The sequence below is a fragment of the Pseudolabrys sp. genome (assembly GCF_050250095.1).
In the GTDB taxonomy this organism is placed as follows: Bacteria; Pseudomonadota; Alphaproteobacteria; order Rhizobiales; family Xanthobacteraceae; genus Pseudolabrys.
In genome coordinates, this window is the sequence record NZ_JBFWPH010000001.1 from 331,859 (window position 1) to 356,562 (window position 24,704).

The window sequence follows — 24,704 nt, forward strand, 5'->3', positions numbered from 1 at the left end:
CGCTGTCCTGACGCCGTCACCGAGTAGCTCCGCTCACCCCCGCGAAAGCGGGGGTCCAAGGTCAAACAGCGGGAAGCTTTTTATAGCATTGGATTCCCGCTTTCGCGGGAATGAGCGGAGATTAGGCGGTCGCTACGCGATCCCGTTGCGCTTGAGGATGTTACGGACTTCCTCGATCATTGCGTTTTCACTCACAGCCCGCTGCGCTTCGGCCTGCTTCTTTAGATGCGCGTCGCGGTCGGCAGTGTCGCTCGGCGCGGCGCCGGCGATCAGGTCGCGCACGATGACTTCGCCTTTGGCCTTTTCGTCCGGCCCCTGAATGACGGCGCAGGGCGCGTGGCGCTTGTCGGCATATTTCAACTGCTGGCCGATGCCGTGTTTCGGGTTGCCGAGATAGAGTTCGGCGCGAATGCCGGCGTTGCGCAGTTGCGCGACCAGCGCCTGCGAGGTGGCGACATTGTCGGGGCCGAACACGGTGACGAGCACCGGGCCGGCCTGTGGTTTCGCATCGAGCTTGCCGATCAGCGTCAGCGCGGCCTGCAGGCGCGACACACCGATGGAGAAGCCGGTCGCCGGGCAGGGTTCGCCGCGAAAGCGAGACACCAATCCATCGTAACGCCCGCCGCCGCCGACCGAGCCGAACCGCACCGGACGGCCTTTCTCGTCCTTCGTCTCGAGCAGCAGCTCAACTTCGTAGACGGGGCCGGTGTAATATTCGAGACCGCGGACGACGGAGGGGTCGATGCGGATGCGGTCCCTTCCATAGCCGGCAGTTTCAGCTAGGCGAGCGATTTCCTTTAACTCGTCAATTCCAGACCTAGAAATAGGGCTTGATCCAAAATGGACCATCAGCCCATCAACTACTCCTTTGTTGCTTTCAACAAAGAACGTGGCGTCTTCGCTCTCCTGTGAGCGAAATTCCAAGGTGTTTCCGCGCTGTTCACGCTGTACTTTCGGCAAGTTCGTTACGTCTTCCAATTCGGTCACTGTGCCGGACTGTAATTGAGCGAACACAATCACTTTCTCAATTTGACGTTTTTCAAGGCCGGCGCCCTTTGTGAAGTCACCGCTTTCGTCTTTACGGCCTTCGCCAAGCAATTCGCGGACGCCATCGATTCCCACACGATCTAATTTGTCGATAGCGCGCAAAACCGTAAGCCTTGTCCCAGCATTTAGATCGCCACCAAGCCCAATCGATTCTAGAACGCCATCCAGCACCTTCCGGTTGTTCACCTTCACGACATACTGGCCGCGCTCGATCCCGAGCGCCTCCATGGTGTCGGCGGCGAGCATGCACATCTCGGCGTCGGCGGCCATCGATGCGGAGCCGACCGTGTCGGCATCGAACTGCATGAACTGGCGGAAGCGCCCCGGTCCGGGCTTCTCGTTGCGGAACACCCAGCCCTGCCGGTAGCTGCGATAGGGCAGCGCAAGGTTCTGGAAATTCTCCGCGACATAGCGGGCGAGCGGCGCCGTGAGGTCGTAGCGCAGCGACAGCCACTGCTCGTCGTCGTCCTGGAACGAGAACACGCCCTCGTTCGGCCGGTCCTGGTCGGGCAGGAACTTGCCGAGCGCGTCGGTGTATTCGATGGCCGGCGTCTCCAGCGCCTCGAAGCCGTAGCGCTCGAACTGGGCGCGGATGGTCTCGACCATCGCCCGCGTGGCGGCAAGCTCGCCCGCGGTGCGGTCTTCGAGGCCGCGCGGCCGGCGGGCTTTCAGTTTCTGCGGCTTTTTGGCGGGTTTGTCGGACATAACGGCCAGGGATTTCGGGTCGATTGTTGGGGCGATAAATCAGGGTTTATTGGCCGGGAGCCGAGCCGGCAAGGGCTGCGCCGCCGGGCAGCCTCTGATAAAAGGCCCGCCAAGGAGTTATCCCATGTCTGCCGCACGTCCCGCGCTGTCCACGGTCCCCAACGACCTCGAGCCGTACTGGGTCCCGTTCACGCCGAACCGCGCCTTCAAGAAGCGCCCGCGCCTGATCGCCTCGGCCAAGGACATGCATTACACGACGCCGGAGGGCCGCAAGCTGCTCGACGGCGCGGCGGGGCTGTGGTGCACCAATGCCGGGCATAACCGCGCGCCGATCGTCGCCGCGATCCAGGCGCAGGCGGCCGAACTCGACTACGCGCCGGCCTTCCAGTTCTCCCACACCAAGGCGTTCGAACTCGCAAGCCGCATCGCGGCGCTCGCGCCGGGCGACCTCGATCATGTGTTCTTCTGCAATTCGGGATCGGAGGCCGTCGACACCGCGCTCAAGGTCGCGCTCGCCTATCATAATGTGAAGGGGCAGGCTTCGCGCGTGCGGCTTCTGGGCCGCGAGCGCGGCTATCACGGCGTCGGCTTCGGCGGCATCGCGGTCGGCGGCATCGTCGCCAACCGCAAGCAGTTCGGCGCGCTGGTCGCCGGCGTCGATCATCTCGGCTCGACCTACAATCGCGAGCAGCAGGCGTTCTCGGTCGGCGAGCCGGAGTGGGGCGCGCATCTCGCCGACGAACTCGAACGTCTCGTCGCGCTGCACGACGCCTCGACGATTGCCGCCGTCATCGTCGAGCCGGTGGCGTGCTCGACCGGCGTGCTGCCGCCGCCGAAGGGTTATCTGAAGAAGCTGCGCGCGATCTGCGACAAGCACGGCATCCTGCTGATCTTCGACGAGGTCATCACCGGCTACGGACGGCTCGGCTATTCCTTCGCCGCCGAACGTTACGGCGTGGTGCCGGACATGATCACCTTCGCCAAGGGCATCACGTCGGGCGCGGTGCCAATGGGCGGCGTGCTGGTGCGCAAGGGCGTCTACGACGCTTTCATGCAAGGCCCGGAGCATGTCATCGAACTGTTCCACGGCTACACCTATTCGGCGCATCCGCTCGCCTGCGCGGCGGGCCTCGCGACGCTCGATCTTTATCGCGAAGAGGGACTGTTCGAGCGCGCGCGCAAGCTGGAGCCGGTCTGGGCGCAGGCCGCGATGGGCCTGAAGGGCTTGCCGAACGTGCTCGACATTCGCCCGATCGGCCTCACCGTCGGCATCGATCTTGCGCCGGCAGCTGAAGGTCCGGGCAAGCGCGGCTACGCGGCGCTCGACGCCGGATTCTTCGAGCATGAGCTGATGCTGCGCGCGGTCGGCGATACGCTCGCGCTGTCGCCGCCGCTGATCATCACCGAGGCGCAGATTGGCGAGATTTTCGACAAGGTTGCCCGCATCGTCAAAGCCGTGGCGTAATAGGGTCGGACGGGGCTGGGGCGATCCGCACGATGAACGTTCATTTTGTCAGCGCGCTGGCGGACGCCATCCGCAGCCGTCCACGGACGGTGCTGGCGTGGCTTGTCGGCGTGCATCTCGTGCTGTGGTCGGTCGTGCCCATGCTGGTGTCCGACAACCTGCAACTCGACCTCGTCGAGGGTCTCGCGCTCGGCAAGGAATGGCAGCTCGGCTACTGGAAGCATCCGCCGCTGCCGTGGTGGACCTCCGATCTCGTCTATCGTCTCACCGGTTCGATTTATTCCGTCTATGTGCTGGGGCCATTATCGGCGGTCGCGTGTCTTTATGTCGTCTGGCGCTTCGGCCGCGTCACGGTCGGGCCGGTGACCGCGCTGGTTGGTGTGCTGGCGCTCGAAGGATTGCACTTCATCAATTTCTCCGCGGTGAAGTTCAGCCACGATCCGATGCAGATGCCGTTCTGGGCGCTGGCCGGCTGGATCAGCTATCGCGCGATCGTCGACCGGAAGCTGCGTGACTGGATCTTTGCCGGTGTCTGCCTCGCGCTGGCGTTCTGGGCGAAATACACCGCCTTCGCGCTCGGCCTCACCGTCGGCCTCGTGCTGCTGTTCGACCGCGAGGCGAGGGCCTGCTGGCGCACGGCCGGTCCCTATGCGATGGCGGCGGCGTTTCTTGCGACGCTGTCGCCGAACCTGTGGTGGCTCGTCGAATATGACTTCCTGCCGTTCCGCTACGTCAACGTCCGCGCCGAAGCCGCGCAGCATTGGTACCAGTTCATCACCTTCCAACTGGAATGGATCGTCAGCCAGGCCTTCTTTCTGCTGCCGGTCGTGGTGCTGGTCGGTGTGCTCTATCTCGGCGGGCTGCGGCGGCGCACCGACGTCGCGCCGTTCGCGCGCCGGTATCTCACCGCGCTGGCGCTCGGTCCCTTCGTCGTGACGACGGCGATCGCGGCCTCACTCGGCCGCATGCCGGTGTCGATGTGGGGCTTCCCGTTCTGGATCTTCGCGCCGCTCGCCTTTCTCGCCTGGTTCGAGCCGAATTTTTCCGACCGCGTGCTGCGGCGTTTCGCGGCCGTGTTCGTCGCGGTCTTCATCGCCTATATCGGGAGCTATGCGGCCATCGAGGTCTACGAGCCGGTGGTCCATGAACGCGCCAAGGCGAGCGATTTTCCCGGCCGCAGACTTGCCAATCTCGTCACCGAGCGCTGGCATCTGCGAACCGGCCAGCCGCTGCGTTATGTCGGCGGCACCGCCATCGGCTACGGGCCGGGCGAATTTGCCGCCAACAACGTCGCGGTCTATTCGCCGGACCGCCCGCACGTCATCCCGCACGGCAACTTCAATCTCAGTCCCTGGGTCGATCCCGCCGACGTCCGCCGCCGGGGCGCGGTGATCCTCTGGCAATCGGGCGTGCCGGCCAAGGAACTGCCGCCCGACATCCGGCGGACGTTCCCGACCGCCGAGCTGCAGCCGAGCCTCACCCTGAAATCGGCCTCGCCCTACGCCCACCAGCCGGTCATCGTGGACTACGCTTTCGTGCCGCCGCAGGCCGGAACGGTCCGGTAAACGCCGAAAAACCGCTATTCGAGGTTGCGCGGATCGCCGCCCTTGTGAAAAGTTGCGGCGGGGAGCGCGAATCACCCGGGGAATGGGTCTTTGCGCCCGGCAGGACCGCACATGGTACGCATCAGCGCCGTGTTCATCGCCATCTGCATGGTGCTCATCGCCGGCTCGGTCGGCGCGGTACTCTATCTTCTTGCCGGGGCGGGCGGGCCGGTGTCGGCGGTGACCGCGCTGACGCTGCTGACCAGCATGGCGCTCTACAATTCCGTGACCGGCCGCATGCGCGACCGGCGCGACCTCGGCGACCAGATCGCCGATCTGTCGCGCGGCACCGCCGATCTCGCCCGCCAGGTCGCGGAGATCGCGCGCCGGCTCGGCGTCGTCGAGAGCCGGCCGAACGTTTCCCACGCCGCGCCGCGCACGCGCAGCGGACCCGATCCGCTCGCGGCCGAGATCGGCGAACTGGGCGGGCTGGTCAAACAGCTCGCCGAAACCGTTGCCGTGCATGACATCGAGATCAAGCGCCGCATGGCGTTGCAGGCGATGGCGAAACCCGCGCCGGCCGAAGAGAACGTGGACGTCGCCGAGTTCGCCGGCGCCGGGAATGCCGAGGCCGATGCTGCCGATGAACCGGCGGCCGAAGTCGCGGCCGAGACCGTGCCCGCCGCGCCGCTCGCCGTTCTCCCCGAACCGCAAGAGGGCCGCGACGCCATCACCGACATGATCGTGTCGGCCGTCGATTCAAACCGCATCGACCTTTATCTCCAGCCGATCGTCACGCTGCCGCAGCGCAAGGTGCGCTTCTACGAAGCGATGTCGCGGCTGCGCGCCGAGAACGGCGACATCATGCCCGCGGCGGACTTCATCGACTTCGCCGAGGCCGCGGGCCTGATGCCGAAGATCGACAATCTCCTGCTGTTCCGCTGCGTGCAGGTGGTGCGTCGCCTGCAACTGAAGAACCGCGACGTCGGCCTGTTCTGCAACGTCAGTTCGACGACGCTGTCGGACGCGACCTATTTCCAGCAGTTCCTCGATTTCATGGAAGCGAACCGCGCGCTCGCGCCCGCCATGATGTTCGAGTTCACCCAGCAGGCCTATCGCTCGTTCGGGCCGATCGAGCACGAAAGCCTGTCGGCGCTCGCCGAGCGAGGCTTCCGCTTCTCGCTCGATCACGTCGAAGACCTGCGCATCGAGCCGCGCGAACTCGCCGACCGCTCGTTCAAGTTCATCAAGGTGCCGGCCAAGCTCCTGCTCAATCCGGAGGCCGGCGCCCGCGCCGATATTCATCCGCAGGATCTCGCCGACCTGATGGCGCGCAACGGCGTCGACCTGATCGCGGAGCGCATCGAGACCGAGAGCATGGTGCTGGACCTGCTCGACTACGACGTTCGCTTCGGCCAGGGCTTCCTGTTCTCGCCGCCGCGCCCGGTGCGCGCCGAGGCGCTGTCCGGCGTCAGCGATGCCGTCGCCAGGGACGGAGCCAAGGCCGGCGACGGCGAAGGCTCCGACATCGGGGCAGGGGCGGCGAGCGAGCCGGCGAAAGCCTTCGCCGCGCGCGCCTGAGGTTCGTTTCCGCCCCGGCTTCATGCTATCCGCTGTCCCATGACATCCGATTCCATCGCGCTCGGCGCGCATTTTTCCGAAATCGCTTCCGGCTATGACGTCGTGCTGTCCGACGTCTGGGGCGTCATTCACAACGGCCTCGAATACTTCCCCGAGGCTTGCGACGCGCTCATGCGGTTTCGCGCCGCCGGCGGGGCCGTGGTGCTCATCACCAATTCGCCACGGCCGACCGAGTCCGTCATCCGCCAGCTCGAACGCCTGAATGTGCCGGCGAAGGTCTATGACGGCCTCGTCTCGTCGGGCGAACTGACGCGCGGCGTGATCCGCTCGCGGGCGGGGCAGACGCTGTATCACATGGGGCCGGAGCGCGACGTCTCGATCTTCGCCGGGCTGGACGTTGCCTTTGCGCCTCTCGAGCGCGCCGACTACGTGATCTGCTCGGGACTGTTCGACGACGAACGCGAGACGCCAGAGGACTATCGCGAACAGCTCGAAGGCATGCGCGCGCGCAACCAGTTCATGGTGTGCGGCAACCCGGACGTCGTGGTCGAGCGTGGCGAGCAGCTTATCTATTGCGCGGGCGCGATCGCCGATCTCTACGCGGGGATGGGCGGCGAGGTGCTTTATGCCGGCAAGCCGTATCGCCCGATCTATGACGAGGCGATGCGGCTCGCGAAAGCGGCGGGCGCGAAAGCCGGCGCGCGGGTGCTGGCGATCGGGGATTCGGTGCGCACGGACCTGAAAGGCGCGCATGCCTTCGGCATCGACTGCCTGTTCATCACCGCCGGCATCCACGCGGAAGAACTCGGCGCGCGCGAAAAGCCGGACCCTGCCGCCCTGGCGAAAATCTTCGCCGGCGAACAGCCGAAGGCGGTGATGCGGAAGCTGGTCTGGTAGTTACGCGGCCGGGACCGGCGGATTGAAGACCGCCTCGATCTTGCTCTTCAACGTTTCGGCGTTGAACGGCTTGACGATGTAGTTGCTGACGCCGGCCTTCTTCGCCGCGATGACGTTGTCGGATTTCGTTTCCGCCGTCACCATGATGAAGGGCGTCTGCTTCAGGTCGGGATCGGCGCGCACCTGCTGGAGCAGTTCGTAGCCGGTCATCGGCTCCATGTTCCAGTCGGAGATGACGAGGCCGTATTTGCGCTGACGCATCTTGTCGAGCGCGGTCGCGCCGTCATTGGCGTCGTCGACCGTGGTGAAGCCGAGTTGTTTCAGCAGATTGCGGATGATCCGCACCATCGTGCCATAGTCGTCGACGACGAGAACCGGTGTCGAAAAATCGATAGCCATTTGCGCTCTCAAGCCCGCTTTGCGGTGCCTCCCCGGAGTCCTGGCGGCTGGATACCAGCGCAGATTGAAAATCCAGTTAATCCCTGTATTCCGTTAACGGCACGGTAACCGTGCTGGCGCTGCTTGACGAAAGTGGCGTAAATCATCAGGTTCCGCCCCGTTTCCGTTCCGACAAGGTTGTCTCAGCGTCCAAATGGCCCTCTCGAGCAAGCCGGCGAACAGCTTCATTGTGGCGCGCGACGGCGCGCCAGCCGCGCTGCAGGGCGCGGTGGTGGCGATCGGCAATTTCGACGGAGTTCATCGCGGCCACCGCGCCGTGATCGGGGCGGCGCAAAAACGCGCCGCGGAACTCGGGATGCCGGCTGCCGCGCTGACCTTCTCGCCGCACCCGCGCACGTTCCTGCGGCCGCAGGAGCCGTTGTTCGCGCTCAGCGACGAGCGCTCGAAGATGCGCCTCTTGGCGGCGACGGGCCTTGCCGGCGCGATCGTCTTTACCTTCGACGCCGCTTTCGCCGCGACGCCGGCCGAAGACTTCATCGAGAAGGTGCTGGTCGGGCAGCTGAAGATTTCCGGCGCGGCGATCGGCTTCGACTTTCACTTCGGAAAGAACCGCACCGGCTCGCCGCAGTTCCTCGTCGAGCAGGGTGAGCGCTTCGGCTTTTCGGTCGATATCGTGCCGCCGCTGCAGGACGAGGGGCGGCCGGTGTCCTCCGGCGCGATCCGCACCGCGCTCGCCCAGGGCAAGGTGGTCGAAGCCGCCGAACTGCTTGGCGCCGCCTGGTTCGTCGCCGGCGAGGTGATCCACGGCGCCAAGCGCGGCCGCGACCTCGGCTTCCCGACCGCCAATATCCGGCTCGATCCGTCCTGCGGCCTCAAGCATGGCATCTACGCGGTGCGTATGCAGGTCGACGGCGAGCGCCATGACGGCGTGGCGAGCTTCGGCCGCCGGCCGATGTTCGACAACGGGGCGCCGCTGCTCGAGGTGTTCCTGCTCAACTTCAATGGCGACCTCTACGGCAAGCAGGCGGAGGTCGCCTTCCTCGGCTGGCTCAGGAACGAGCAGACCTTCGACGGCGTCGAGGCGCTGAAGACGCAGATGCAGGCCGACGTCGCGCAGGCGCGCGAGGTGCTCGCCCGCTCGCGCGGGCGGTTTCCGGAACTGGGCGAGGCCGGAAAGCTGCCGTAACGGAAGGGGTTACAACCGGCGGCGGTCCTGCTAGAGACAGCCCGCTAGGACGAAGACCCCGATGAGCAAGCCCGACAAGCCCGAACGCGACTATTCCGAAACGCTTTTCCTGCCGCAGACCGAATTCCCGATGCGCGCCGGCTTGCCGCAGCGCGAGCCGGAACTGCTGAAGCGCTGGGAGAGCCTGCGCATCTACCAGCAGATGCGCGAGAAGGCGAAGGGCAGGCCGAAATTCGTCCTCCACGACGGCCCGCCTTACGCCAACGGCAACATCCATATCGGCACCGCGCTCAACAAGATCCTCAAGGACGTGGTGACGCGCAGCCAGCAGATGCTCGGTTTCGACAGCAACTATGTGCCGGGCTGGGACTGCCACGGCCTGCCGATCGAGTGGAAGATCGAGGAAGAGAACTACCGCTCGAAGGGCAAGCCGAAGCCGGACCTGAAGAACCCGGACGCGATGATCGCGTTCCGGCAGGAGTGCCGCGCCTATGCCGAGCACTGGCTCAATGTGCAGCGCGGCGAATTCAAGCGGCTCGGCGTCGAGGGCGACTGGTCGCACCCCTACACCACGATGAGCTTCCCGGCCGAGGCGCAGATCGCGCGCGAGCTGATGAAGTTCGCGGCGAACGGCACTTTGTATCGCGGCTCGAAGCCGGTGATGTGGAGCGTGGTCGAGAAGACCGCGCTCGCCGAAGCCGAAGTTGAATACGAGGACTATACCTCGGACACGGTGTGGGTGAAGTTTCCGGTCGCGGACGTTTCGCTTGGCGACGACGCGGCCAAGGCCGACGTCGCCGCAAGCTTCGATCTCGTCGGCAAGGCGTCGGTGGTGATCTGGACGACGACGCCGTGGACGCTGCCGGGCAACCGCGCCGTCAGCTATTCCGGCCGCATCGCTTACGGCCTCTATAAAGTCACCGACGCGCCGGCCGACAACTGGGCGAAGACCGGCGATCTCTTGATCCTCGCCGACAAGCTCGCCGCGGACGTTCTCAAGCAGGCGCGCGTCGCGTCGTATGAGAAGATCGCTACGGTGAGCGCCGCCGTGCTCGCGGGTATGCTCTGCGACCATCCGCTGAAAGCCAAGGGCGGCTATGATTTCGCCGTGCCTCTCCTGGAAGGCGCGCATGTCACCGACGATGCCGGCACCGGTTTCGTCCATACCGCGCCGGGTCACGGCCGCGAGGACTTCGAGGTGTGGACCGCAAGCGGTCGCGATCTCGCCGCGCGCGGCATCAATACCACGATCCCTTATACCGTCGATGAGAACGGCGCGCTGACCGCGCAGGCTCCGGGCTTCACGGGCAAGCGCGTCATCAACGACAAGGGCGAGAAGGGCGACGCCAACGAGGCCGTGATCAAGGCGCTGGCGGAAGCGGGCATGATCATCGCGCGCGGCCGGCTCAAGCATCAGTATCCGCATTCGTGGCGCTCGAAGAAGCCGGTGATTTTCCGCAATACACCGCAGTGGTTTATCGCGATGGACAAGGGCATCGACAAGCCCGCCGACACGCTGCGCCATCGCGCGCTGACAGCCATCAAGGACACCGCGTGGGTACCGCCGCAGGGCGAGAACCGCATCAACGGCATGATCGAGAGCAGGCCCGACTGGGTGATCTCGCGCCAGCGCGCCTGGGGCGTGCCGATCGCGGTGTTCATCAAGGACAACGACGACGGCTCGGTGGAGATTTTGCAGGACCCCGAGGTCGAAGGCCGCATCCTCGACGCCTTCACCGTCGAGGGCGCCGACGCCTGGTACAAGGCGGGCGCGGCCGAGCGCTTCCTGGGCAAGCGCGCCGCCGAAGGCTGGCAGAAAGTCGACGACATTCTCGACGTCTGGTTCGATTCCGGCTCGACGCATGCCTTCGTGCTGGAAGACCCGAAGAATTTCCCGCAGCTCGCCGGCATCGTGCGCAAGCGCGACGGCGGCAAGGATACCGTGATGTATCTGGAGGGCTCGGACCAGCATCGCGGCTGGTTCCATTCCTCGCTGCTCGAAAGCTGCGGCACGCGCGGCCGCGCGCCCTATGACACCGTGCTGACCCACGGCTTCGTGCTGGCCGAGGACGGCCGCAAGATGTCGAAGTCGCTCGGCAACGTGGTGGTGCCGCAGGACGTCATCAAGAATTCCGGCGCGGACATTCTGCGCATGTGGGTTTGCGCGGCGGATTATTCGGCCGATCTGCGCATCGGACCGGAGATTCTGAAAACGACCGCCGACACCTATCGCAGCCTGCGCAACACCGTGCGCTGGATGCTCGGCAACCTCGCGCATTTCCGTGAGGAGGACCGCATCGCAACGGGCAAGATGCCGGAACTGGAGCGGCTGATGCTGCACCGGCTGGCCGAGCTCGACGCGCTGGTGCGCGACGCCTACGCCCGGTTCGACTACAAGCGCATCTTCGCGGCGCTGTCGCAATTCCTCACGGCGGACCTCTCGGCGTTCTATTTCGACATCCGCAAGGACGCGCTGTACTGCGACCCGTATTCCTCGGTGACGCGCAAGGCGTGCCTGACGGTGATCGACCAGCTGTTCCGCTGCACCGTGACGTGGCTTGCGCCGATGCTGTGCTTCACGATGGAGGAGTCATGGATGGCGCGCTACGGCGCGGACGCGCCGTCCGTGCATCTCGAACTGTTCCCCGAGGTGCCGGGAGCCTGGCGCGACGACGCGCTCACCGAGAAGTGGCGCAAGATCCGCACCGTGCGCCGCGTCGTCACCGGCGCGCTGGAGATCGAGCGCGCCAACAAGAAGATCGGTTCCTCGCTCGAGGCGCATCCGATGGTGCATGTCACCAATCCGGAGCTTTATGCCGCGGTGGTCGATGCCGACCTCGCCGAAATCTGCATCACGTCGGCCGCGACGCTTGTTGAGGCCGAGGCGCCGGCCGATGCGTTCCGTCTCGCAGACGTGCAGGGCGTTGCCGTCGTCGTGCGCGAGGCCGAAGGCAGGAAGTGCGCGCGCTCGTGGAAAATTCTCCCCGACGTGGGAAGCGACCCGCAATATCCGGATGTCTCGCCGCGCGACGCCAGGGCGCTGCGCGAATGGGACGCGATGCGCAAGGCGGCGGAGTAAAATATGATTGGTCGTCCCCGCGCAGGCGGGGACCCATAGCCACCGTGATCGAGGTGAAGTCGTGCCTTTCCACGTCTACATCCTCGCAAGCAAACGTTACGGCACGCTCTATATCGGCGTCACCAACGATCTCGCACGCCGCCTCGAAGAACATCGTTTAGGGTTGGGTTCGGAGTTCGTCCGCAAACACGGCGTCACGCGACTTGTCCATGTCGAAGCCTTTGATGATCCCGAGTCGGCCATTCGCCGCGAGAAGCAGTTGAAAAAGTGGAATCGGGATTGGAAAATTCGGCTGATCGAAGAGGAGAACCTGGATTGGTCCGATCTCTCGCATCTGATCAGTCGATAGTCCTGCGGGTATGGGTCCCCGCCTTCGCGGGGACGACTTAAAGATGAAACCCTATCTTTGGGGTCCGCTGACCGGCTTCGGCTTTGCCGTCGCACTCGCTGCCGCCGCGATCGACCAGGCCAGCAAATATTACCTGCTGCATGTCTACGATCTGCCGTCGCGCGGGCAGGTCGCCGTCGCGCCGTTTCTCGATTTCGTGTTCGTCCGCAACTACGGGATCAGCTATGGCCTGTTCCAGCAGGAGGGCGCTCTCGGCCAATGGGCGCTGCTCGCCATCAAGGTCGCTGCCGTCGCGCTTCTGTGGGTGTGGCTCGCCCGCGCCGGTAACCGGCTGACGGCGCTGGCGCTCGGCCTGATCGTCGGCGGGGCGCTCGGCAATGCGGTCGACCGGCTGATCAACGGCTGGGTCACGGATTTTGTGCTGTTTTACGCGGCTTCCGGCACCTGGCGGTTCAACTGGTATGTTTTTAACCTCGCTGATGTAGCCATCGTTGCCGGGGTGGTGGGCCTGCTGTATGAGTCCCTGATCCGGGACAGCGGCGGGGCCCAAGAGGCCTAGAGGGCGGCGTAAAAGACGCCGCAAAACCGCCCCGATCGGCCGGAATAAAGGCCAAAATCGGCGGCATCGCCGGGTCACCGCGGGGCGGCGGACGACGTGATGGGACGGATGTGATGAACGGACCGGCCTTCAGCACTTCTCACGCGAAGCGCGTATCGCAGCGCCTCCGGCGCGCGGGCCTTGCCTGCATCGTGGCTTGCGCGGCCGTTACGGCGGCGCTGCCGGCGCGGGCGGCCGACGACGACAAGAGCTTCGACGAAAAGATCATCGACAGCATCCTCAAGGGCGCCGGCCTGCGCGACGACAGCGCCAATATCGAATATCGCGAGCGCTCGCCGCTGGTGATTCCGCCGGAAGCGGCCGAGGCCACCTTGCCGCCGCCGGACACATCCGCGAGCGTCAACAATCCGAACTGGCCGGTCGATCCCGAAATCAAGCGCGCCCGCGCTGCCAAGAAAACCGTCAACAACAATTATCTCACCGGCGACTCACTGCTCGACGACGGGCGTCCGCTGCGTCCGGATGAAATGATGCGCGGCCGTAAGACGACCGGCGGCGGCGTGACGGCCTCCAATCAGATTCCCTCCGACTATTCGGAGAAGATGACGCCGAACCAGCTCGGCTCGCGCGGCGGGTTGTTCAACAATCTGTTCGCGCCGAGCGAGGAAGTCGCGCCCTTTACCGGCGAGCCGCCGCGCACCACGCTGATCGAGCCGCCGCGCGGCTATCAGACACCGTCGCCGGCGCAGCCTTACGGCGTCGGCAAGGCGGCCAAGGGCACTTACGGCCCGGTGCAGGACAACTACACCACGCGCGTCGAAGCAGAGCGCTAGGCGAACGGCGGCCCGTGCGGATTGCCGATTGTTAAGTTGCGTCTTCGCAAGATGCGGCCAGAGTCCGGTTGCGACGTGATGCGACAGACCGGGACACGACGGATTTGACCATGACATCACCCAGATTGCCGGCCTTGCTGCCGGTTGCGGTCGCAGCGCTCGCTGCGGCCGTGTTCGTCTCGGCCGGCGCATCGGCGCAGAGCGGCGCAAAAAATACCGGGGCGGATCGCAGCAAGGTCACCGAGTTCAAGCTCAAGAACGGCCTCGATGTCGTCGTGATCCCGGACCATCGCGCGCCGGTCGTCACGCACATGATCTGGTACAAGGTCGGCGCCGCCGACGAGACGCCCGGCAAATCCGGCCTCGCGCATTTCCTCGAACATCTGATGTTCAAGGGCACGACGAAAAATCCGGCCGGCAGGTTCTCGCAGGTCGTCGCCGAGATCGGCGGCCAGGAAAACGCCTTCACCTCCAGCGACTACACCGGCTACTACCAGCGCGTGCCGGCCGAGAAGCTGAAGACCGTGATGGAGTTCGAGGCCGATCGCATGACGGGCCTCGTTTTGAGCGACAACGTCGTGCTGCCCGAACGCGACGTTATTCTCGAGGAGCGCAATCAGCGCATCGACAACAATCCGGCCGCCAAACTCGGCGAGCAGATGGATGCGGCGCTGTTCCTCAATCATCCTTATGGCCGGCCGGTGATCGGCTGGCGTCACGAGATGGAACAATTGTCGCGCGGGGACGCGCTCGCGTTCTATCAGCGCTTTTACGCGCCGAACAACGCCGTGCTGGTGATCGCCGGCGACGTGACGCCCGCAGTGGTGAAAACGCTTGCCGAAGCGACCTACGGCAAGGTTTCGCCGATGCCGAAACTCGTGGCCCGCAAGCGTCCGCAGGAGCCGCCGCCGATCGCGGCCCGCTCGCTCACGGTGTCGGACCCGCGCGTCGAGCAGCCGAGCGTGCGCCGCAGCTATCTGGTGCCGTCGTCCAGCACGGCGAAGCCCGGCGAGTCCGAGGCGCTCGAGGTGCTCGCGCACATCCTCGGCAGCGGCTCGAACAGCCGGCTTTACGACACGCTGGTGGTCAAGAAGCGCGTCGCCGTCTCGGCCGGAGCCTGGTACAGCGGCAACGCGGTCGACATGGGCAAGTTCGGCGTCTACGGCGTGCCGCAGCCGAACGAGACGCTGCCGCAGCTCGAGGCCGAGATCGACACGGTGATCGCCGAGGTTGCCGGCAACGGCATCACGCCGGAGGAGCTTGCGCGCGCCAAGACCCGGCTGGTCGCCGACGCCGTCTATGCGCAGGACAGTCAGGCCGCGATGGCGCGCTGGTACGGCGCTTCGTTGACGACCGGCTCGACGGTCGCCGACGTGCTTGCCTGGCCGGACCGCATCAAGGCGGTGACCGCCGAGCAGGTGAAGGACGCCGCCAAGCACTGGCTTGAGAAAGAGCGTTCGGTCACCGGCTATCTCGTCAAGACCCCCGCCGCCAAACCGGAGAAACGCTCATGAGCGCCCGCAACACGCTGATCGCCCTCGCGGCGGGCGCGGTCATGACGCTGGCTGCGCTGCCGGCGCAGGCGGTGACGATCCAGCGCGTCGTCAGTCCCGGCGGCATCGCCGGCTGGCTGGTGCAGGACGCTTCGAGCCCGCTGGTCGCGATGAACTTCTCGTTCCACGGCGGCTCGAGCCAGGACGCCGCCGACAAGGCCGGCGCCGCGAGCCTTGCCTCCAACATGCTCGACGAGGGCGCCGGCGATTTCGACAGCAAGGCGTTCCACGAGAAGCTGGAAAACAACGCGATCGAGATGAGCTTCTCGGTCAGTCGCGATTATTTCTATGGCGGCCTGCGCGTGCTCAACGAGCATCGCGACGAAGCGCTCGACCTGATGAGGCTGGCGCTGACGGCGCCGCGCTTCGACGCCGACGCGTTGACGCGCGTGCGCTCGCAGGTGATGTCGGGCCTGCGCCGCGACACCACCAGCCCGAACAGCCTTGCCAGCCTGCGCTGGTGGGAGACGGCGTTCCCCAACCATCCTTACGGCCGCTCGACCAAGGGTACGCTGGAAACAGTGCCGCAGATCGGCGCCGACGATCTGCATGCCTATGTGAAGCGCGTGTTCGCGCGCAACGAGCTCATCATCGGCATCGTCGGCGATATCGACGCCAAAGGCGCCGGCGCAATGATCGACAAGGTGTTCGGCGCGCTGCCGGCGAAGAACGATCTCGTGCCGGTCCCAGCGACGCAGCCGCAGGGGCTCGGCCGCCGCATCGTCATCAATGTCGATGTGCCGCAGGCGGTGGTCACCTTCGGCGGCGCCGGCATCGCGCGCGGCGATCCGGATTTCATGGCCGCCTATATCGTCAATCACATTCTCGGCGGCGGCACGTTCTCGTCGCGGCTCTACAAAGAAGTGCGCGAGAAGCGTGGGCTGGCTTACGGCGTGTCCGATCACCTGGTCTGGTTCCGCCGCGCCGCGGTCGTGGTCGGCGGCACCGCGACGCGCGCCGACCGCACCGGCGATGCCATTACGGTGATCGAGAAGGAAATCAAGCGCATGGCCGAGGAGGGGCCGACCGCGGAGGAACTCGCCAAGGCGAAGTCCTACCTCAAGGGCTCCTATGCGCTGTCGCTCGACACCTCGGCGAAAATCGCGGCGCAACTCGTGCAGATCCAGACCGACAATCTCGGCATCGACTACATCGACAAGCGCGCCGGGATGATCGATGCGGTGACGGTCGCCGACGCCAAACGGGCGGCCAAGCGCATTTATGGCGGCGGTCTTCTGGTGACGGTGGCCGGGCGTCCGGTCGGCGTGACATCGAGCGGCGAGCCCGCGGCCGAGCCGGCCGCTGCGCCGCGCCAGCAGGCGAACTGAGCGGCCTATCGGGCGCCCGAATCGGCCGATAAAGTGACGCTCATGGCGCTCATTCAATCCATCGATCTTGCGCGCGAGGGGCGCGTCGGCCGTCACGGCGTCGGCGAGGCGGCGCTTGCCGCCGCGCTGAAACGCGCCGAGTCCGCGCTTGACTGGCTGCGGGCGCGCCACGGGGACGGCGCGCTGCCGCTGCTGCGCTACCCTGAAAAGACCGACGATCTCGGCGGCATCCGCGAGGCGGCGGACACCCTGACGCGCGGCGCGAGCGATATCGTGATCCTCGGCACCGGCGGCTCCAGTCTCGGCGGCCAGGCCCTGGCGCAGCTTGCCGGCTACGGCGTGTCCGGCGTCGATGCGCTGCGCGGGCCGCCGCGGCTGCATTTCATGGACAATCTCGATCCGGTGTCGTTCGGCGCGCTGCTCGAGCGGCTGCAACTGCGCGCGACGCGCTTCGTCGCGATCTCGAAATCGGGCGGCACCGGCGAAACGCTGATGCAGACGATTGCCGTGCTCGCCGCGCTGAAGCAGGCCGGGCTTGCGGCCTCCGATCACCTGTTCGGCATTTCCGAGCCTGCGAAGACGGGCAAGAAAAACGGGCTGCGCGATCTGATCGGGCCGGAGGGCGTCGCGACGCTCGATCACGATACCGGCGTCGGCGGGCGCTTCTCGGTGCTCACAAATGTCGGGTTGCTGCCGGCGGCCTGTCTCGGCCTCGATATCGGCGCGGTGCGCAAGGGCGCGGGCCTCGCGCTCGCGCCGGTGCTCGCCGGCAAGCCGGCGGCCGAAGTTCCGGCCGCGCTCGGTGCGGCGCTCACCGTGGCGCAGGCTGATAACGGAAAGCCGATTTCGGTGCTGATGGCTTACGCCGACCGGCTGGAGAAACTCTCGCGCTGGTATGTGCAGCTCTGGGCGGAAAGTCTCGGCAAGGACGGCAAGGGGACGACGCCGATCGCGGCGCTCGGCCCGGTCGACCAGCACAGCCAGTTGCAGCTGTTTATCGCCGGGCCGCGCGACAAGCTGTTCACCGTGATAACGACGGACACGGCTGGCGTCGGCCCGAAGATGGATGCGGAGCTTTCCGCCCGCGCCGGCGAGCCGGATTTCGCCGGCAAGGCGATCGGCGATCTCGTCGCAGCGCAGGGCCGCGCCACGGCGGAGACGCTCGCCGCGAACGGCTGCCCGGTGCGCACCATCCACGCGCCCAAGCTCAACGAAGTCGCGCTCGGCGAATTGCTGATGCAGTTCATGCTGGAGACGATCATCGCCGCGCAGTTGCTTGGCGTTGATGCGTTCGACCAGCCGGCGGTGGAAGAGGGCAAGGTGCTGGCGAAGAGCTATCTCGCCGGCAAAGCCTGAGCGGCCATGCTCCGCGTCACCGACAAGATCTCCATCGACGACAGTGAGCTTGAGGAAAGTTTCGTCCGCGCCTCGGGCCCCGGCGGACAGAACGTCAACAAGGTCTCGTCGGCGGTGCAATTGCGCTTCGACGCGCGGCGCTCGCGCGCGCTGCCGAACGACGTCGCGATCCGCCTGATGAAACTTGCCGGCAGCCGGCTCACCAAGGACGGCGTCATCGTCATCGTGGCGCAGACCCACCGCGACCAGAGCCGCAACCGCGCCGAGGCGCGCGAGCGGCTGGTCGAGATGATTCAGGAAGCCGCGGTGCGGCCGGAGGTGCGCCGCGCCACCAAGCCGACCAGAGCCTCCAAGCAGCGCCGCGTCGAGAGCAAGAAGCATCGCGGGCAGATCAAGAGCCTGCGGCGCACGAAACCGGGCCACGACTAGCCGTTTCCGCCTTGAATTGCGGGGATGCGCCGCGTCTCAGCCTCGCTGGGGCCATCGCAGGTCGCTAAAGTCGCGGAAATCCCCGAATCGGTCGTCCTTTCATGCCCGTCCGCCAGTTGCCGGAAAATCTCGTCAACCGCATCGCCGCCGGCGAGGTGGTGGAGCGCCCGGCGAGCGTGGTGAAAGAACTGGTCGAGAACGCGCTCGATGCGGGCGCGGGCAAGATCGACGTGCTGACCGATGGGGGCGGGCGGCGGCTCATCCGCATCACCGACGACGGCGGTGGCATGACGCGCGAGGATCTCGCGCTCTGTATCGAGCGCCACGCCACCTCCAAGCTCGACGATGAAGACCTGCTGGCCATCCGCACGCTCGGCTTCCGCGGCGAGGCGCTGCCGTCGATCGGCGCGGCGGGGCGGTTGACCATCACCACGCGGCACAAGAGTGAGCCGCACGCCTGGGCAATCACCGTCGATGCCGGCGTGAAGTCGGAGGTCAAGCCGGCCGCGCTGGGGCAGGGCACCACCGTCGAGGTGCGCGATCTGTTTCACGCGACACCGGCACGTCTGAAATTTCTCAAGACCGACCGCAGCGAGGCGGACGCCGTGCGCGAGGTGGTCCGCCGTCTCGCCATGAGCCGGCCGGATGTGGCGTTCACGCTCGCCGGCGAGGACCGCGCGCCGGTGACATGGAACGCAGGGAGCGGCGATGCGATACGGCTTCCGCGTCTGGGTGACGTGCTGGGGGCGGAGTTCCGCGCCAACGCGGTTGCGGTCGAGGCCGAGCGCGACGGCGTGCGTGTCGAAGGCTTCGCCGGTCTGCCGACGCATTCGCGCGCCAATTCGCTCGGGCAGTATCTGTTCGTCAACGGGCGGCCGGTGCGCGACAAGCTCATGATCGGCGCGGTACGCGCGGCTTACGCGGATTACCTGCCGCGCGACCGGCATCCGGTGCTGGCGCTGTTCGTGACGCTGCCGCCGCAGGAGGTCGACGTCAACGTGCATCCGGCGAAAACGGAGGTACGGTTTCGCGACGCGGGTCTCGTGCGCGGGCTGATCGTCCGCGCGCTGAAAGAGGCGCTGCTGCGCGAGGGACAGCGCGCCGCGACCACCGGCGGCACCGCGACCGTCGCCGCGTTTCGGCCGAACGCCATGCTGGGCGGGGCAGCGCGGCGCGGCGGTTATGACTGGCGCACGTCGCCGCAACGGCCTTACGTCGCGCCGTCGCGCGGCGGCTTCGGGCTGGCAGAGGCCGCGCAGGCGGCTTTCGATGTCGGCGCGCCCTCGGCCGATGCGCGGATCGAAACCTTCGAACCTGCGCAGGAGCAGATCGAGCATCCACTTGGCGCGGCGCGCGCGCAGGTGCATGAGACCTACATCGTCTCGCAAACGAAGGACGGCCTCGTGATCGTCGATCAGCACGCCGCGCACGAGCGTATCGTCTACGAACGCATGAAGGCGGCGCTGGAGAAAGCGGGTATCGCGCGGCAGATCCTGCTGATCCCCGAAGTGGTGGAACTCGATGAAGCTGATGTCGCGCGGCTTGCCGCGCGCGCCGCCGAGCTGGCGCAGTTCGGACTGGTGGTCGAGGAATTCGGCTCCGGCGCGGTCGCGGTGCGCGAAACGCCTTCGCTGCTTGGCGAGGTCGATGTGCGGGGGCTGCTGCGCGATCTTGCGGAGCACATGGCGGAATGGGACGAGGCGCTGCCGCTGGAACGCCGGCTGATGCATGTGGCGGCGACGATGGCCTGCCACGGCTCGGTGCGCGCGGGCCGCAAGCTCAAGCCCGAGGAAATGAACGCGCTGCTGCGCGAGATGGAAGCGGTGCCGAATTCCGGCCAGTGTAACCACGGCCGGCCGACTTATGTGGAACTGAAGCTCGGCGATATCGAACGGCTGTTTGGCCGTCGCTAGGTCGTCCGCAAAATCACGAACTCCGTGTCGTCATAGGCACGTCGCTCCAGTTCCTCGAAGCCGTCCGGCGCGGCGAATGTCGACGCCACGGCTTCCTCGACCACGATCAGCGCATCGTCGCCGAGCCAGCCGCCCTCGTGCGCGGAGGCGAGCGCCTTTTCGGCGAGCCCTTTGCCGTAGGGCGGGTCGAGAAAGACGAGGCCGAACGGTTCGAGCGGGTAAACCGGCCCGAGCCTGGTCGCGTCGCGGCGGAAAATGCGCGTCGTGCCGCCGAGGCCGAGGCTTTCCGCATTTTGCCGCAGCAGCGCGCGGGCCTCCGCACCGTCATCGACGAACAGCACGAAGGCCGCGCCGCGTGACGCCGCCTCGATGCCGAGCGCGCCGGTGCCGGCGAACAGGTCGAGCACGCGCGCGCCCTCGACCGGATCGCCATAGGCGTGGACCAGAATGTTGAACAGCGACTCGCGCAGGCGATCGGCGGTCGGGCGGATCGCGTCCGATTTCGGGCTCGCAATCGGGCGCGAGCGGAGGCGGCCGCCGACCACGCGCATCAGTCCTCGTCCCGGCGATTGTTGCGGGACGGCATCGGCCGCGACGGGCGCGGGCCGGAGCGGGCACGGTCGCGCCGCTTGCGCGGCGGCGGGCCTTTCTTGTTGCGGCGTTTTTCTCCGTCGTCATCCTGAGGTGGCCGCCCTGCGGCCCTCGAAGGATGGCGATTGTCCCTGTCGTCCTTCGAGGCTCGGCGCTCTGCGCCTCGCGCCTCAGGACGACGCTCAACGGCGACGCTGTGGTCGATCATCGGACCGGTGAAATCGCAGCCGGCTTCGCGCACGACATCCTCCCCGAGCGCGATTTTCAACTCGTCGGTTTCGATTTCCTGCACCATGCCGTCGGGCAGATTGCCCAGCTCGAACGGCCCGAACGAGACGCGGATCAGCCGGTTCACCTTGAGGCCGAGGTGATCCATCACGTTTCGCACCTCGCGGTTCTTGCCCTCGCGGATGCCGACCGTGATCCAGACGTTCGAGCCCTGCTCGCGGTCGAAGGTGGCCTCGATCCGGCCATAGCGGATGCCGGAGATCGTCACGCCGGCTTTCAGTTTGTCGAGCGCGTCCTGCGTCACCTTGCCGAAGGCGCGGACGCGATAGCTGCGCAGCCAGCCGGTGGCGGGCAGTTCCAGCACGCGCTTCAAGCCGCCGTCGTTGGTGAGCAGCAGCAGGCCTTCGGTGTTGAGGTCGAGCCGGCCGACGCTGACCACGCGCGGCAGCGACTTCGGCAGCGCCGCGAAGATGGTCGGACGCCCTTGCGGGTCGGAGGTGGTTGTGACGAGGCCGCGCGGCTTGTTGAACAGGAACAGCCGGGTGCGCTCGCGCAGACGCAGCGGCTCGCCGTCCACAGCGATGCGGTCGCGCGGCGTGACGTTCAGGGCCGGCGAGGTGATGACGCGGCCGTTGACGCTGACGCGGCCGGCCGCAATCCAGGCTTCGGCCTCGCGGCGCGAGGCCAGCCCCGCGCGCGCCATCACCTTGGCAATGCGCCCGCCGTTGTTGTTTTGATCGCTTGCCATGAACCCGTCATGCCCGACCTTGTGTCGGGCATCCACGTCTTATACACGGCAGCGACATAAAAGACGTGGATGGCCGGGACAAGCCCGGCCATGACAAACAATGGATTTCATGGCGGAAGCCCTTCAGGAAGCCCGCGCTGCGGCGGCCCGCGGCGAGGTGCCGGTCGGCTGCGTGGTGGTGCGGGGGACCGAGGTGGTGGCGCGGGCCAGCAACCGGACGCTCGCCGACCGCGACCCGACCGCCCACGCCGAGTTGCTGGCGATCCGGCAAGCCACGGCGGCGCTCGGCAGCGAACGGCTGAACGACTGCGATCTCTATGTGACGCTGGAGCCCTGCGCGATGTGCGCCGCCGCCGTCTCTTTCGCGCGGCTACGGCGGCTCTATTACGGCGCGGGCGATCCGAAAGGCGGGGCGGTCGACAACGGCGTGCGGTTCTTTGCCTCGCCGTCGTGCCATCACCGGCCGGAGGTCTATGGCGGCATTGGCGAGAGTGAGGCGGGTACGCTGCTGAAAGAGTTTTTCGCTGCGCGGCGGTGACTACACCACCTTGTTGATGTAGCGGCCGGGCTTCGGCGGCGCCGGCAGTTCCGGCGCAAGGTCGGGCGCGTCGGTCAGCGGCATGTCGAACGCATCGTCCGAAACCTGTTCGGAGAATTGCTCATCATCGTCGCGATCGTCCTTTTGCTCGGCGTCGTCGAACTGCTGCGGCGAACGCCCGCGCCCGCCGGAGTCGACCGACGGCTTGATCGCGATCACGCTGATCGGTTTGACGTCCATACGCAAACGCCCGCTACTCGCCCGGGATGATGCGCGCAAAATAGGGCGTCTCGATGAAGCGTCTTGCCGCGAAACGGCTCGACTTGCGCCACAGGCGCTAACGCGCCGTTCACCTTATGGGGCGTTACCGCGCTCCGGCGGCCCTCGCGAAATCCCACGCCGTCGCGGCGAGCGGGCGTATCATCTCGGCCTTCGACGGCGCGAATTCGCTGGTCGCGGTGCCGTCGCGCACGCGGCCGATGATGCCCTGCAGGATCGCGGCGATGCGGAAGAAATTATAGGCGAGATAGGTGTTGAGGTGCGGGCGCGGGTCGAGCCCGGTGTGTGCGCGATAGGTCTCGACATAATCGTCCATCGACGGAATGCCGAGCGCCGCGAGGTCGTGACCGCGCAGCGTCGCGGTGCCGGCGGCGCTGTCGGAATGCGGCATGTGCCACGCCATCAGGTGATAGGCGAAATCCGCGAGCGGATCGCCGAGCGTGGACAGCTCCCAGTCGAGCACCGCGACGACGCGCGGCGCATTCCTGTCCAGGATCATGTTGTCGAGCCGGTAGTCGCCATGCACGACGCGGGCCGGCACTTCCGGCGGAATATTGCGCGGCAGCCAGTCGATCAGCCGCTCCATGTCCTCGATCTTTTCCGTTTCCGAAGCGCGGTACTGCTTCGACCAGCGCTCGACCTGCCGGCCGACATAATTGCCGCCCTTGCCGAAATCACCCAAGCCTATCGCGCCGGGATCGAAGCTGTGCAGCCGCGCGATGGTGGCGTTCATCGCATCGTACACCGCCGTGCGCTCCGCCGGATTCGACTCCGGCATCTGCGGCTCCCAGAACACCTGGCCGTCCGCGAAGCCCATGACGTAGAAGGCGGTGCCGGCCACGCTGTCGTCGTCGCACAGGTCCAGCGGCTCCGCGACCGGGAAGCCCTGCTTGTGAAGTGCACTGATAACGCGGAACTCGCGGTCGACCGCATGCGCTGACGGCAGCAGCTTGCCCGGCGGCTTGCGGCGCAGGACGTAGTTGCGCGCGGGTGTTTCCAGCAGATAGGTGGGGTTCGACTGGCCACCCTTGAACTGTTTGATCCTCAGCGGGCCGGCAAAGCCGGCGATGTGGCGCGCGAGATAACCTTCAAGCGGTGCGGGATCGATGGCGAGGCTCGCCGCCACCTCCTTGGTGCCGGAAAACGCCGCCTGCCGGTCGATCCCCGCCACCTCCGTCAGCCCTTGAAAAACGCGAGCATCGCCGCGGCGGTGGCGTCGGGGTTTTCTTCCGGCAGGAAGTGCCCGGAATCGATCGCCTGGCCGGTGATATTCGTCGCCCAGTCCTGCCAGATCGCGACCGGGCCGCTGTCGGAGGGGATGCCCGCCGAGCCCCACAGCGCGAGCATGGGGCAGGCGATCTTGTTGCCGGCCTTGCGGTCCGCGGTGTCGTTGGCGAAATCGGTCGTCGCGCCGGCGCGGTAGTCCTCGCAGGTGGCGTGGATGCGCAGCGGATCGGAAAAGAACGCGTCGTAATGCGCGACCGCGCGCGGGTCGAAGGCGTCGAGCGTCTTCGCCTTGGTCCAGCTCGCCATCTTGAGATGGATGTAATCGAGCGAGGTGGTGGCGAGCGTCTTCTCCGGCATCGGGAACGGCTGCGCCAGGAACTGCCAGTGAAATACTTTCATGGCCATCTTGTAGTCCATGCGCGTCCACATCTCGTAAGTCGGCACGATGTCGAGCGTCGCGAGCCTGGACAGCCTTCCGGGATGGTCGAGCGCGAGGCGATAGGCGACGCGGCCGCCGCGGTCGTGGCCGGCGAGCGCGAACTGCGCGAAGCCGAGTTTCTCCATCACCTCGATCATGACCTTCGCCATCGAACGCTTGTCGTAGGGCGCGTGATTGGCGGCTGCCTCCGGTACGGCGGACCAGCCGTAGCCGGGCAGGTCGGGGATCACGAGGCGGAACTGCTTGTCGAGCAGCGGCGCCACCTTGTGCCACATCACATTGGTCTGCGCGTAGCCGTGCAGCAACAGGAGCGGCGGCAGATTGTCCTGCGTGCTGCTGCGCGCGAAAATCTTGCCGATCGAGGTGTCGATCCAGTGCGCGTTGTAGCCAGGGAACAGATCGGCGAGGTCGGGCATGGACTTGGGGCACTC

22 protein-coding genes are annotated in these 24,704 nt (G+C 66.4%); 15 read left to right on the forward strand and 7 right to left on the reverse strand.

Features of this window, described 5'->3' with window-relative positions:
- Window positions 1-132: 132 nt before the first annotated feature.
- Window positions 133-1,752 carry a histidine--tRNA ligase gene (gene hisS, locus AB7F10_RS01640; RefSeq protein ID WP_428558033.1) on the reverse strand — a complete coding sequence of 540 codons (1,620 nt, stop codon included), beginning with the start codon at window positions 1,750-1,752 and terminating at the stop codon, window positions 133-135.
- 124 nt (window positions 1,753-1,876) lie between these two features.
- Here hisS and AB7F10_RS01645 point away from each other — a divergent pair, with 124 nt between their 5' ends.
- The 4 genes from AB7F10_RS01645 to AB7F10_RS01660 all read left to right on the forward strand — a co-directional run bounded on the left by AB7F10_RS01645 (window position 1,877) and on the right by AB7F10_RS01660 (window position 7,239).
- On the forward strand, window positions 1,877-3,217 hold the full coding sequence (locus AB7F10_RS01645; RefSeq protein ID WP_428558032.1) for an aspartate aminotransferase family protein: 1,341 nt from the start codon (window positions 1,877-1,879) through the stop codon (window positions 3,215-3,217).
- Window positions 3,218-3,249: 32 nt separating this feature from the next.
- On the forward strand, window positions 3,250-4,782 hold the full coding sequence (locus tag AB7F10_RS01650) for a glycosyltransferase family 39 protein (RefSeq protein ID WP_428558031.1): 1,533 nt from the start codon (window positions 3,250-3,252) through the stop codon (window positions 4,780-4,782).
- Between the two features lie 111 nt (window positions 4,783-4,893).
- The gene (locus AB7F10_RS01655) at window positions 4,894-6,342 is read left to right on the forward strand and encodes an EAL domain-containing protein (protein WP_428558030.1); all 1,449 of its coding nucleotides are present in this window, start codon (window positions 4,894-4,896) and stop codon (window positions 6,340-6,342) included.
- Window positions 6,343-6,381: 39 nt separating this feature from the next.
- The gene (locus AB7F10_RS01660; protein WP_428558029.1) at window positions 6,382-7,239 is read left to right on the forward strand and encodes a TIGR01459 family HAD-type hydrolase; all 858 of its coding nucleotides are present in this window, start codon (window positions 6,382-6,384) and stop codon (window positions 7,237-7,239) included.
- Here AB7F10_RS01660 and AB7F10_RS01665 read toward each other — a convergent pair whose 3' ends face one another.
- Window positions 7,240-7,638 carry a response regulator gene (locus tag AB7F10_RS01665; protein WP_428558027.1) on the reverse strand — a complete coding sequence of 133 codons (399 nt, stop codon included), beginning with the start codon at window positions 7,636-7,638 and terminating at the stop codon, window positions 7,240-7,242.
- Between the two features lie 193 nt (window positions 7,639-7,831).
- Here AB7F10_RS01665 and AB7F10_RS01670 point away from each other — a divergent pair, with 193 nt between their 5' ends.
- From AB7F10_RS01670 to mutL, 10 genes are all read left to right on the forward strand, one after another.
- Window positions 7,832-8,824: a bifunctional riboflavin kinase/FAD synthetase gene (locus AB7F10_RS01670; protein ID WP_428558025.1), complete on the forward strand. Its 993-nt coding sequence runs from the start codon at window positions 7,832-7,834 to the stop codon at window positions 8,822-8,824.
- 61 nt (window positions 8,825-8,885) lie between these two features.
- Window positions 8,886-11,903, forward strand: coding sequence for an isoleucine--tRNA ligase (ileS, locus tag AB7F10_RS01675; protein WP_428558024.1), 3,018 nt, complete (start codon window positions 8,886-8,888; stop codon window positions 11,901-11,903).
- Between the two features lie 7 nt (window positions 11,904-11,910).
- A complete protein-coding gene (locus AB7F10_RS01680; protein WP_428558022.1) occupies window positions 11,911-12,252 on the forward strand; it encodes a GIY-YIG nuclease family protein in 342 nt (113 codons plus the stop codon).
- A 43-nt stretch (window positions 12,253-12,295) separates the two neighbouring features.
- A complete protein-coding gene (lspA, locus tag AB7F10_RS01685) occupies window positions 12,296-12,811 on the forward strand; it encodes a signal peptidase II (RefSeq protein ID WP_428558021.1) in 516 nt (171 codons plus the stop codon).
- A gap of 113 nt (window positions 12,812-12,924) precedes the next feature.
- Window positions 12,925-13,644, forward strand: coding sequence for a hypothetical protein (locus tag AB7F10_RS01690; RefSeq protein WP_428558019.1), 720 nt, complete (start codon window positions 12,925-12,927; stop codon window positions 13,642-13,644).
- A 110-nt stretch (window positions 13,645-13,754) separates the two neighbouring features.
- Window positions 13,755-15,158, forward strand: a complete 1,404-nt coding sequence (locus AB7F10_RS01695) for a M16 family metallopeptidase (RefSeq protein ID WP_428558018.1) — start codon at window positions 13,755-13,757, stop codon at window positions 15,156-15,158.
- A complete protein-coding gene (locus AB7F10_RS01700) occupies window positions 15,155-16,525 on the forward strand; it encodes a M16 family metallopeptidase (RefSeq protein WP_428558017.1) in 1,371 nt (456 codons plus the stop codon). Before AB7F10_RS01695 ends, AB7F10_RS01700 begins: the two co-directional genes overlap by 4 nt.
- A gap of 42 nt (window positions 16,526-16,567) precedes the next feature.
- Entirely contained in the window at window positions 16,568-17,881 is a 1,314-nt protein-coding gene (locus AB7F10_RS01705; RefSeq protein ID WP_428558016.1) for a glucose-6-phosphate isomerase, read from the forward strand.
- 6 nt (window positions 17,882-17,887) lie between these two features.
- Entirely contained in the window at window positions 17,888-18,310 is a 423-nt protein-coding gene (gene arfB, locus AB7F10_RS01710) for an alternative ribosome rescue aminoacyl-tRNA hydrolase ArfB (RefSeq protein WP_428558014.1), read from the forward strand.
- 101 nt (window positions 18,311-18,411) lie between these two features.
- Window positions 18,412-20,223, forward strand: coding sequence for a DNA mismatch repair endonuclease MutL (gene mutL / locus AB7F10_RS01715; protein ID WP_428558013.1), 1,812 nt, complete (start codon window positions 18,412-18,414; stop codon window positions 20,221-20,223).
- On the opposite strand, the gene rsmD is transcribed toward mutL, so the two are convergent.
- Both rsmD and AB7F10_RS01725 read right to left on the reverse strand, forming a co-directional pair.
- Window positions 20,220-20,774: a 16S rRNA (guanine(966)-N(2))-methyltransferase RsmD gene (gene rsmD, locus AB7F10_RS01720; RefSeq protein WP_428558012.1), complete on the reverse strand. Its 555-nt coding sequence runs from the start codon at window positions 20,772-20,774 to the stop codon at window positions 20,220-20,222. The genes mutL and rsmD overlap by 4 nt on opposite strands.
- Window positions 20,774-21,790, reverse strand: a complete 1,017-nt coding sequence (locus AB7F10_RS01725; RefSeq protein WP_428558011.1) for a pseudouridine synthase — start codon at window positions 21,788-21,790, stop codon at window positions 20,774-20,776. The genes rsmD and AB7F10_RS01725 overlap by 1 nt, the downstream gene beginning before the upstream one ends.
- Before the next feature lie 109 nt (window positions 21,791-21,899).
- Between AB7F10_RS01725 and AB7F10_RS01730 the strand changes: the two genes are divergently transcribed.
- Window positions 21,900-22,328, forward strand: coding sequence for a nucleoside deaminase (locus tag AB7F10_RS01730; RefSeq protein WP_428558010.1), 429 nt, complete (start codon window positions 21,900-21,902; stop codon window positions 22,326-22,328).
- Here the strand turns inward: AB7F10_RS01730 and AB7F10_RS01735 are convergent, their stop codons facing one another.
- The 3 genes from AB7F10_RS01735 to AB7F10_RS01745 form a co-directional block, all read right to left on the reverse strand.
- Window positions 22,329-22,568: a hypothetical protein gene (locus AB7F10_RS01735; RefSeq protein WP_428558009.1), complete on the reverse strand. Its 240-nt coding sequence runs from the start codon at window positions 22,566-22,568 to the stop codon at window positions 22,329-22,331.
- Between the two features lie 124 nt (window positions 22,569-22,692).
- Window positions 22,693-23,778 (reverse strand): phosphotransferase family protein, encoded by a 1,086-nt coding sequence (locus AB7F10_RS01740; RefSeq protein WP_428558008.1) that lies wholly within the window; start codon window positions 23,776-23,778, stop codon window positions 22,693-22,695.
- Between the two features lie 5 nt (window positions 23,779-23,783).
- Window positions 23,784-24,689, reverse strand: coding sequence for an alpha/beta fold hydrolase (locus tag AB7F10_RS01745; RefSeq protein WP_428558007.1), 906 nt, complete (start codon window positions 24,687-24,689; stop codon window positions 23,784-23,786).
- Between the last annotated feature and the right edge of the window lie 15 nt (window positions 24,690-24,704).

Excerpts from the sequence above, each read along its gene's own strand:
- hisS (WP_428558033.1), bottom strand. The coding sequence starts at position 1,752 with ATGTCCGACAAACCCGCCAAAAAGCCGCAGAAACTGAAAGCCCGCCGG.
- AB7F10_RS01645 (WP_428558032.1), top strand. The coding sequence starts at position 1,877 with ATGTCTGCCGCACGTCCCGCGCTGTCCACGGTCCCCAACGACCTCGAG.
- AB7F10_RS01650 (WP_428558031.1), top strand. The coding sequence starts at position 3,250 with ATGAACGTTCATTTTGTCAGCGCGCTGGCGGACGCCATCCGCAGCCGT.
- AB7F10_RS01655 (WP_428558030.1), top strand. The coding sequence starts at position 4,894 with ATGGTACGCATCAGCGCCGTGTTCATCGCCATCTGCATGGTGCTCATC.
- AB7F10_RS01660 (WP_428558029.1), top strand. The coding sequence starts at position 6,382 with ATGACATCCGATTCCATCGCGCTCGGCGCGCATTTTTCCGAAATCGCT.
- AB7F10_RS01665 (WP_428558027.1), bottom strand. The coding sequence starts at position 7,638 with ATGGCTATCGATTTTTCGACACCGGTTCTCGTCGTCGACGACTATGGC.
- AB7F10_RS01670 (WP_428558025.1), top strand. The coding sequence starts at position 7,832 with ATGGCCCTCTCGAGCAAGCCGGCGAACAGCTTCATTGTGGCGCGCGAC.
- ileS (WP_428558024.1), top strand. The coding sequence starts at position 8,886 with ATGAGCAAGCCCGACAAGCCCGAACGCGACTATTCCGAAACGCTTTTC.
- lspA (WP_428558021.1), top strand. The coding sequence starts at position 12,296 with ATGAAACCCTATCTTTGGGGTCCGCTGACCGGCTTCGGCTTTGCCGTC.
- AB7F10_RS01690 (WP_428558019.1), top strand. The coding sequence starts at position 12,925 with ATGAACGGACCGGCCTTCAGCACTTCTCACGCGAAGCGCGTATCGCAG.
- AB7F10_RS01695 (WP_428558018.1), top strand. The coding sequence starts at position 13,755 with ATGACATCACCCAGATTGCCGGCCTTGCTGCCGGTTGCGGTCGCAGCG.
- AB7F10_RS01700 (WP_428558017.1), top strand. The coding sequence starts at position 15,155 with ATGAGCGCCCGCAACACGCTGATCGCCCTCGCGGCGGGCGCGGTCATG.
- AB7F10_RS01705 (WP_428558016.1), top strand. The coding sequence starts at position 16,568 with ATGGCGCTCATTCAATCCATCGATCTTGCGCGCGAGGGGCGCGTCGGC.
- arfB (WP_428558014.1), top strand. The coding sequence starts at position 17,888 with ATGCTCCGCGTCACCGACAAGATCTCCATCGACGACAGTGAGCTTGAG.
- mutL (WP_428558013.1), top strand. The coding sequence starts at position 18,412 with ATGCCCGTCCGCCAGTTGCCGGAAAATCTCGTCAACCGCATCGCCGCC.
- rsmD (WP_428558012.1), bottom strand. The coding sequence starts at position 20,774 with ATGCGCGTGGTCGGCGGCCGCCTCCGCTCGCGCCCGATTGCGAGCCCG.
- AB7F10_RS01725 (WP_428558011.1), bottom strand. The coding sequence starts at position 21,790 with ATGGCAAGCGATCAAAACAACAACGGCGGGCGCATTGCCAAGGTGATG.
- AB7F10_RS01730 (WP_428558010.1), top strand. The coding sequence starts at position 21,900 with ATGGCGGAAGCCCTTCAGGAAGCCCGCGCTGCGGCGGCCCGCGGCGAG.
- AB7F10_RS01735 (WP_428558009.1), bottom strand. The coding sequence starts at position 22,568 with ATGGACGTCAAACCGATCAGCGTGATCGCGATCAAGCCGTCGGTCGAC.
- AB7F10_RS01745 (WP_428558007.1), bottom strand. The coding sequence starts at position 24,689 with ATGCCCGACCTCGCCGATCTGTTCCCTGGCTACAACGCGCACTGGATC.